Below are 8,891 nucleotides of genomic sequence, written 5' to 3'. Positions count from 1 at the left end.
AGGGCGTCAATGACGACCTCGTCAACGAGGGCGGCATCATGGACCTCTGGGTGCGCGAGGCGCGCCTGTTCAAATACGGCTCCGGCACCGGCTCCAACTTCTCGAGCCTGCGCGGCGAAGGCGAGCGCCTGTCCGGCGGCGGCCGCTCGAGCGGCCTGATGTCCTTCCTCCAGATCGGCGACCGCGCCGCCGGCGCCATCAAGAGCGGCGGCACCACCCGCCGCGCCGCCAAGATGGTCGTGGTCGATATCGATCACCCCGACATCGAGACCTATATCGAGTGGAAGGTGAAGGAGGAGCAGAAGGTCGCCGCGCTGGTCACCGGCTCCAAGATCAACCAGAAGCATCTGAAGGCCGTGATGAAGGCCTGTGTCAACTGCGAAGGCAGTGGCGACGACTGCTTCGATCCCGAGAAGAACCCGGCGCTGCGCCGCGAGATCAAGCTGGCGCGCCGCAGCCTCGTGCCCGACAACTACATCAAGCGGGTGATCCAGTTCGCGAAGCAAGGCTACAAGGACATCTCCTTCGACGTCTACGACACCGACTGGGATTCGGAAGCCTACCTCACCGTCTCCGGCCAGAACTCCAACAACTCGGTCTCGCTGAAGGACGATTTCCTCCGCGCCGTCGAGACCGACGGCGACTGGAACCTGATTGGCCGCACCACCAAGAAGATCACCAAGACGCTGAAGGCGCGCGACCTCTGGGAGAAGATCGGCTACGCCGCCTGGGCCTCGGCCGATCCGGGCCTGCACTTCAACACCACCATGAACGACTGGCACACCTGCAAGGCGTCCGGCGACATCCGCGCGTCCAATCCGTGCTCGGAATACATGTTCCTGGACGACACCGCGTGCAACCTCGCCTCCGCCAACCTGCTGACGTTCTACAACACGACCACCAAGCGCTTCGACATCGAGTCCTATGAGCACCTCTGCCGGCTCTGGACCATCGTGCTGGAAATCAGCGTGATGATGGCGCAGTTCCCGTCCAAGGCGATCGCCGAGCTCTCCTACGAGTTCCGCACGCTCGGCCTCGGCTTCGCCAATATCGGCGGCCTCCTGATGACCATGGGCCTGCCCTATGACTCAAAGGAAGGCCGCGCGCTCTGCGGCGCGCTCACGGCCGTGATGACCGGCATTTCCTACAAGACCTCAGCGGAAATGGCCGCCGAGCTCGGCACCTTCCCCGGCTACAAGAAGAACGCCGCGCACATGCTGCGCGTGATCCGCAACCACCGCCGCGCCGCGCACGGCCACTCCGCCGGCTACGAGGCGCTCGCGGTCAATCCAGTGCCGCTCGATCACGCCTCCTGCCCGCAAGCCGACATCGTTACGCACGCCACCGCAGCGTGGGATGCGGCGCTGGCGCTCGGCGAGGCCTCAGGCTATCGCAATGCCCAGACCACCGTCGTCGCGCCGACAGGCACGATCGGCCTCGTGATGGATTGCGACACCACCGGCATCGAGCCTGACTTTGCGCTGGTCAAGTTCAAGAAGCTCGCCGGCGGCGGCTACTTCAAGATCATCAACCAGGCGGTGCCCGCAGCGCTGCGCGCGCTCGGCTATCGCGAAAGCGAGATTGCCGAGATCGAGGCTTACGCCGTCGGCCTCGGCTCGCTGTCGAACGCGCCGGCCATCAACGCCTCGACCTTGAAGGCCAAGGGCTTCACCGACGAAGCCATTGCAAAAGTCGAAAAGGCGCTCCCCACCGCCTTCGACATCAAGTTCGCCTTCAACAAGTGGACCTTCGGCGAGGACTTCATCCGCGACCAGCTCGGCATCGGCCCCGAGGCGATATCAGCCCCCGGCTTTGACCTGCTCGCCGCGCTCGGCTTCACCAGGCGCGAGATCGAGGCGGCCAACGTGCACATCTGCGGCGCGATGACCGTCGAAGGCGCCCCGCATCTGAAGGCGGAGCACTATCCGGTGTTCGACTGCGCCAATCCCTGCGGCAAGATCGGCAAGCGCTATCTGTCGGTCGAGAGCCACATCCGCATGATGGCGGCCTCGCAGCCCTTCATTTCGGGTGCGATCAGCAAGACCATCAACATGCCGATGGACGCTACCGTCGAGGACTGCAAATCCGCGTACCTCTTGTCCTGGAAGCTGGCGCTGAAGGCCAACGCGCTCTACCGCGACGGCTCGAAGCTGAGCCAACCCCTCAACTCGCAGCTCATCAGCGACGACGAGGACGAGGACGATGCGGTGGAGCTTCTCTACGAGAAGCCGATGGCCGCTCGAACAGCGCAGATCTCGGAGAAGGTGGTCGAGAAGCTGGTCGAGCGCATCGTCGTGATGCGCGAGCGCGAGCGCATGCCCGACCGCCGCAAGGGCTATACGCAAAAGGCCGTGGTCGGCGGCCACAAGGTCTACTTGCGCACCGGCGAATATGACGACGGCCGGATCGGCGAGATCTTCATCGACATGCACAAGGAAGGCGCCGCACTGCGCTCCTTCATCAACAACTTCGCGATTGCCGTCTCGCTCGGCCTGCAATACGGCGTGCCGCTGGAGGAATATGTCGACGCCTTCACCTTCACCCGCTTCGAGCCGGCAGGTCCCGTGCAGGGCAACGACAGCATCAAGTACGCGACCTCGATCCTCGACTACGTCTTCCGCGAGCTCGCCGTGAGCTACATGAGCCGCTTCGACCTCGCCCATGTCGATCCCAACGAGAGCGGATTCGACGCGCTCGGCAAGGGCGTCGAGGAAGGCAAGGAGCCGGAAGCCGGCGGACAGCAGGCCACGAAGTACCTGTCCAAGGGCCTGACCCGCTCGCGCACCGACAACCTCGTGGTGATGCGCGGCGGCTCGATGCCGAGCAGCGACGGCGATACCGGCGGCCGCGTCACCGCGCTCGCCTCCCACGGCGCCACCTCCCGCGCCGGCGATGCGGTCGAAGGCGCCGTTGCGCTAAAGCAGGAAGTCAATCACGACCTCTCGCCGACGGAGCGGCTGCAATGGAGCAAGGCCGGCAGCGCAGCAAGCACGCTTGCCCCCTCCAAGGCCGAACGCCGCGCCGAAGCCAAGGCCAAGGGCTACGAAGGCGAGATGTGCTCGGAGTGCGGGAATTTCACCCTGGTGCGGAACGGCACCTGCATGAAGTGCGATACGTGCGGCAGCACGACGGGGTGTTCGTGAGGTTCACCACGCGTCTTGCCCGGGCTTGACCCGGGCATCCACGAAAGAAGGGCGGTCGAAAGGCCGCCCTTTTTTTGCTTCCTGGGGCTTGCAACACGCTTAGATTGATAGAGTATGAGGCCACAGATATTGGGCCTAAGTCGGTGCAAGGCTATGGCGGAAGTAGTAGCGTCGAAATCTCCCAGTGTCAGCTTGGACGAATTTAAGGCCTCAATTCTAAAGAACGGCATCGAAGCGGCAGCATCGACACACCTGATGGACCGCATCCCGCATGTCTTTGACAATGATTGGGAGCTTTACAGGACCTGGAAACGCAAGCTGGCCAAGCTAATTGAAGTCGACCCGCTTAATGTAACCATTATCGGGAGCGGCGGGATTGGATTTAGTCTGAATCCCTACAAGGACTTCCGGCCATTTTCGGAGACATCTGACATCGACGTTGCTGTAGTTTCCGAGCACCATTTTGCGGTCGCATGGCGAGCGTTGCGAACGCTCAAGCTCCCCGATGTAAGAAACAACAAAGATCGCGAGGCGATCAAAGAGCACCGCACCAACTATATCTACTGGGGTACGATCGCTACCGATAAGGTGCTCCATTATCTTCCCTTCGTAAGGCCATGGACCGAGGCCGTCGCAGCCATGGCCGGTGAACGCCCCACTGAGGAACGCGAAATCAAGATCAGACTGTATCGGGACTACGATGCTCTACGATCTTATCACATGAACGGCCTTGAAGCACTTGTGGCAACCTTAATGGCAAGCTGATGGAAAAGAACCTTTCGTCGTCGACGACGCACAACATCGCGTGGCTTAACAAGCGGTACCAAGCGGAAGAATTGCAATTGCGGCCACCATTTCAGAGAAATCCGGTTTGGACCGAAAAGCAAAAGTCTTACTTGATTGATACAATTCTGCATGGATACCCCATCCCCGAACTGTACATGCAAGAGTACACGGACGCTCATGGAAACGACGTTTACGTCGTTGTCGATGGACAGCAACGCGTCCGCGCTTGCCTCGAGTTCATACGCGGAGAGTACACGCTCTCCGCAAAGGATAGCCCTACGTGGGCAGACATGACATTCGATGACTTGAGTGAGGACGAGCGAAAAAAGATATACAACTATAACTTCATCGTCCGGATTCTCCCCGAGCTTCCAGAAGAAGAACTTCGAGCCATTTTCAGTCGCCTCAACCGGCATGTTGTCGCACTAAATAAGCAAGAACTTCGGCACGCAACTTATTGGGGTGAATTCATCGAATCGGTCGAGAAGATTTCAGATAACGAAGCTTGGGCTGAAATTGGCCTTTTCACTCCCAACGACGTACGCAGAATGATTGACATAGAATACGTCAGCGAACTCGCGGTCGCATTCTTGCACGGCCTGCAGAACAAGAAGGAAAGTCTCGATAAGTGGTACGAGGCGTACGAGAATGAATTTCCGGATCGGAGGCGAATGGAGAAGGCGCTGACGAGTACACTCCTTGAGATCACGCAAGCATTTCCATCGATCAACAAAACCAGATGGCGCAAGAAGTCTGACTTCTATACTCTCTTCTTGCTTATGGCGGAGCACCATCAGAAATTTCCGCTCACCGACAACAGGCGCCAACGGCTCCAGAAGGGGCTAATGAAATTTGCTGGAGATGTGGATGCGTGTCTCCGGGATGCTAACGCCACCTCCGGCGTAACGAAATCGATCAAGGAATACAGTGCGGCTGTCGAACGCGCTGCGTCAGATTTAGCTCGCAGAAGAACGCGACGGGCGGAGCTGGCCAAGATCGTGGAGCCAATTGTGTCCTGAGCGTCGCCAGAGGGGTTAGCGCAAGGCATTCCACCAGGCAGGACGGGAGATTGAGCAAAAAGTGGACCAAGAAGGAGTGTTTTTCTCACTACGGTGTGAAGCCTAGAAATCTTCGGTGGAGCTGGTCGAAAGTGCAAAGTGCGACATTCGAACCGATCGTGGAAGTCGCAGAGACGAGCGAAATGCCCGATAAGGATTCTATTGCCAGATTCTCGTTGGATGGATTCAGAAATGAAGCGGCACGAGCGCGCAGCCAAAAAACGTTTTCGTGAATCGGTCCGCGCTCACGTAGCGGCAGACGTGCCTAAGAAACGCGGCATGTCGGAGCCTCAATATATCGAGGCGTGCACCGCGCTATGGAATCGGTGCCAAACTGACGACGTTTTTTCTGTAAAGATGTTTGTTGAACCTTTGATTGACACTCACTTCGCGCAATATTCTACCGACATATTCTGCTTGCTTGTTGCTCGGTGCGATCCTGCCGGTGATCTGATTGACGCTCCACCGGGCTACCAGCGCGTCAAGGAGCCGGGTATCTTTCTCACATCGGTTGTTATGGCAGCGCCCCCAGGGGTTAGTCCACGGCGTCCATTGGAATCGAAAGTCGAAACACATCTCTTTGCCTATTTCGACATCCTTGGCTTTAAGAATAGACTCAAGAAGGAAAAGATCGAAAACATTCATAAGGCGTATCTGGAACTCATCGAGAATGCCGTGAAGCCGCAGCAAGGCCAATGGGCGACGAGCGTTGCCTATTCGCCCGGGAGCTCGAAAGTGGCCGCCTTAATGTGGATGCCTATTGAGGCTGGGCACGCTAGCGACTCCTTAGTCTTATACGTACCCTATCATCCAAGTTACGTCGAAGAATTCTTCCGTCGCGCGGCTCTCCTCTTTTGCGTGGCACTTCGATTAAATGCGCCCCTACGAGGAGCAATCACGTTCGGCCAAGGCGCCTTTCATGCGAAGACATCCGTATTCGTAGGACAGCCGCTAGTGGAAGCGTCCAGCCTTGAGCAATGCCTAGATTGGCTCGGAGTAGTATTCGGTGAGTCCATCAAACAGCTCGATTGGCGAGGACTTCCAATAAGTCCGCCAGAACCGGGCGCGGTCCCAATCCCTCTTCATCTGGTGCAGGACATTTCGCCTCCAATGAGCGATCCAGGAAAGGGTATATTTGGAGGGCTCGTCCTAGATTGGCCGCGTGTGTGGCGGCAAACATTTGAAGGCTCTGCGATTCCATACTTGGCAACGCTGTGCGACACCGTCGAGCGGGACGAAGAAATGACGGAAGTTGCACGGGACAGGGTCCTGGCTCGTTTCGAGCACGCTGCTTATTTCTTTGAATTTTCTGATTGGAACCAGAATTGGTGCATACCGCCGGGGTTCCGAATGATCACGCCAGATGACGTTGCTAACAACCCACTGGAAGGCCTCAGGGACAAGAGTTTCTTCTATCGGGACTGGCGGTACGAAATTCGCAACCAGCGCGCATCCTTTCGCAAACACTTACAACTACTCTGCGACTGGACGCGACCTATCACTCCGCGCGAAAGTAGCGTCTTTACTGTTGCGCCTCCTACTCGCTGGCCTAGCAGAATGGGGCGCCGACCGATCTAGCGACAGCGCAATGGGCAGCGCGCATGATCCGACTTTTGGGATTACGGTGACAGTGCACTTAACTCGAAGGTAATTCGTGCACTGTCACCGTAACAGCCCGGCTCGCAGGGCGGAGGGCGGCAGCGTCATCCGCCGCTCCCCTCGTCGGCGCAATACGCGGAGCCTGTCATCGGGCGCGCGTTCGCGCGACCCGTTGGCTATTCTATTGCGCCCTACTCGCTGCGTAATCTACCGCCTCTGGCGATGTGCCCGTGCAACGGCACGACCGCGCCGGACGCCGTCCGAGCATTGCCGGCGACCCATCTCGGACGTCCTTTCCGCAAGGCGCAGCCGGGCGTAAGCTTGAGCGGCCGTCTTCATGTCGAAAGACGGGACCATGTGGCAGCCGGACATTGCGGGAGGGATGGAGTTACGGTGACAGTGCACTCAACTCGGAGCGAGAGCAATTCGTGCACCTCCGCGTCTCCGGTCGGTGCCCCACAGGCAGAGATCATACCCCCGCGCATCGAACACGCGCCCCAGCGAATTCCAGATGAGCCCGATGACGATTGGCCGGTGCCTTGACATCGGCGCGGCCAATCGATCTATGGTTGCTCTCAAATCGATCCTCTATTTCGACAGGACATTGCGTGCGCAAGAAACTTTTCGGTGCCGCCGTTTCGGCGGCAGTGGTCGGTGGTTTGTTGACTCCCGCGTTTTCTCAAGCGCCAGCCCCGGCGAAGACCTCCGGTTCGCAGAAGAATCCCGGTCCGCAAACCAGCGCCAATTCTCCGAAGCGACCCATTCCGCCTCAGTTGGTCAAGCAATGTACGGCCTATCTCGCTCCCCGGCTCGGCAGCACCAAGATCGTCGGTCCGTTTTCCGAGGGCTCGTTCAGCCACCCGCTTGCGAAATGGGTCTGGGAAAAGAAGCGGTTGATCATCGGAGCCCCATCGATAACAACAGGGCTGTTCGGCCAAGTCTCCAAGGGTTACGTCGGCTGCATGTTTGCCGTCGAGAATGGCGGGTTTGAGTTTGTGAAACCGCTGGGCGGTGAAGCATTCCCGCCGCGATACACGCGGGCGCCGGGAGACCCGAAGTAGGCCGGCCTCTCTCCCCGCGTCCGGACCTATCACGGTGACAGTGTACTTAACTCGAAGCGAAAGCAATTTGTGCACTGTCACAGTAATTTCGATCGAAGCCCGCGCGCGAGGCCGCATTTTCACGGATGGCGAATCGGTCGGGCCTGGCACGATATTCGCTTCGCAGTGCTCGCGTATTCTCTTGAATATCCGGAGCCTCCGATGGGCGAAGTCGTGCGATTTGTTCCCAAATCAGAGCTGGAACGGGCCCGCCTCATTCGCGAGGCCCGCGTCATCTACGAGCATATCTTCCCGCCGGCCGAGCAAGCCAGCAAGCGTCCGGACCCGGACAAATGAGCAGGCCATAGGGCTCGCAGGGCGGACCAGGGAATGCGCAATCCGCCGCTCCTTTCGTCGGCGCAATACGCGTTCGCCAACGCGCCCGGACCTCCTCCTTTCCGCGCGTCGCCGTCGGGCGTAAGCTTGAGCGGCCGTCTTCATGTCGAAAGACGGGACCATGTGGCAGCCGGACATTGCGGGAGGGATGCCATGAGCGATGTAACGGAGCGGCCGAACCGTCTGCCCTGGCCGCCCATCGTCTATGTGACGGCGATCGGCGTCAGCGTCCTGTTGCATGTGTTCTATCCACTGCCATGGTTCGCCCAGCCGCTGTCAGGCATCCTCGTTGTGCTCGGCTGGCTGATGATCGCGGCGTTCGTCGCCCTGAACATTTTGGCCATACGCGCCATGCGCCGCGCGGGAACGACCGTGCGGCCGGATCGCGGCACGGATCACCTCGTCACCGGCGGCCCCTTCGCGTTCACGCGCAATCCGCTCTACCTCGCCGGCATCATGCTTGTGCTGGGGATTGGACTGGCCTTCGGCATTGCGTGGTTCCTGCTGCTCGCGCTCCTCGCCGCATTCGCCGTGCAGAAGCTCGCCATCGAGCGGGAGGAAAGGCATCTGGAGGCTCGCTTCGGAGCGACCTATCTGGATTATGCCCGGCGCGTGCGGCGATGGATTTAGCGGGGAATGAGCAGGATGGGTGGAGCGACCACGTCCGCCGTAGTCGCCCCGAGCGAAGGCGGAAGCGATACCTATCAATTGCACGCGTGCGAAGATGATGGGTTTCGCAAGGGAGGCTGGGCAAGTATTCGGAAGGCCTGTCAACTCGTAGAAAGTTCATTCTCTGCACTGCTTGCGCAATGACGGCAACAGAATATTTTCGGCGCTATGGCGTCGGACTGCGAATGGATTTCTACTGC

The 8,891-nt window shown here is 59.3% G+C and carries 7 protein-coding genes; all 7 read left to right on the top strand.

The genetic code is table 11. The features are described from left to right. Positions 1-3,143 (top strand): vitamin B12-dependent ribonucleotide reductase (locus ACT4OC_RS26490; RefSeq protein ID WP_444842002.1); only part of this gene is annotated, 3,143 nt, incomplete at its 5' end. Positions 3,144-3,296: 153 nt separating this feature from the next. Further along, positions 3,297-3,908: a hypothetical protein gene (locus tag ACT4OC_RS26485; protein ID WP_444842001.1), complete on the top strand. Its 612-nt coding sequence runs from the start codon at positions 3,297-3,299 to the stop codon at positions 3,906-3,908. After that, entirely contained in the window at positions 3,908-4,948 is a 1,041-nt protein-coding gene (locus ACT4OC_RS26480) for a DUF262 domain-containing protein (protein ID WP_444842000.1), read from the top strand. Before ACT4OC_RS26485 ends, ACT4OC_RS26480 begins: the two co-directional genes overlap by 1 nt. Positions 4,949-5,179: 231 nt before the next feature. After that, complete coding sequence (locus ACT4OC_RS26475; RefSeq protein ID WP_444841999.1) at positions 5,180-6,565, top strand: hypothetical protein; 1,386 nt, start codon at positions 5,180-5,182, stop codon at positions 6,563-6,565. 629 nt (positions 6,566-7,194) lie between these two features. Beyond that, on the top strand, positions 7,195-7,647 hold the full coding sequence (locus ACT4OC_RS26470) for a hypothetical protein (RefSeq protein ID WP_444841998.1): 453 nt from the start codon (positions 7,195-7,197) through the stop codon (positions 7,645-7,647). Between the two features lie 201 nt (positions 7,648-7,848). Beyond that, positions 7,849-7,983: a hypothetical protein gene (locus ACT4OC_RS26465; protein WP_444841997.1), complete on the top strand. Its 135-nt coding sequence runs from the start codon at positions 7,849-7,851 to the stop codon at positions 7,981-7,983. A gap of 192 nt (positions 7,984-8,175) precedes the next feature. Then, positions 8,176-8,652 (top strand): methyltransferase family protein, encoded by a 477-nt coding sequence (locus tag ACT4OC_RS26460; RefSeq protein WP_444841996.1) that lies wholly within the window; start codon positions 8,176-8,178, stop codon positions 8,650-8,652. Positions 8,653-8,891 lie beyond the last annotated feature (239 nt).

Origin of the sequence: Bradyrhizobium sp. (genome assembly GCF_052389815.1) — a bacterium.
GTDB lineage: Bacteria > Pseudomonadota > Alphaproteobacteria > Rhizobiales > Xanthobacteraceae > Bradyrhizobium.
The sequence above is the reverse complement of the archived record's forward strand: the minus strand, read 5'-3'. Positions and strand labels throughout refer to the sequence as shown.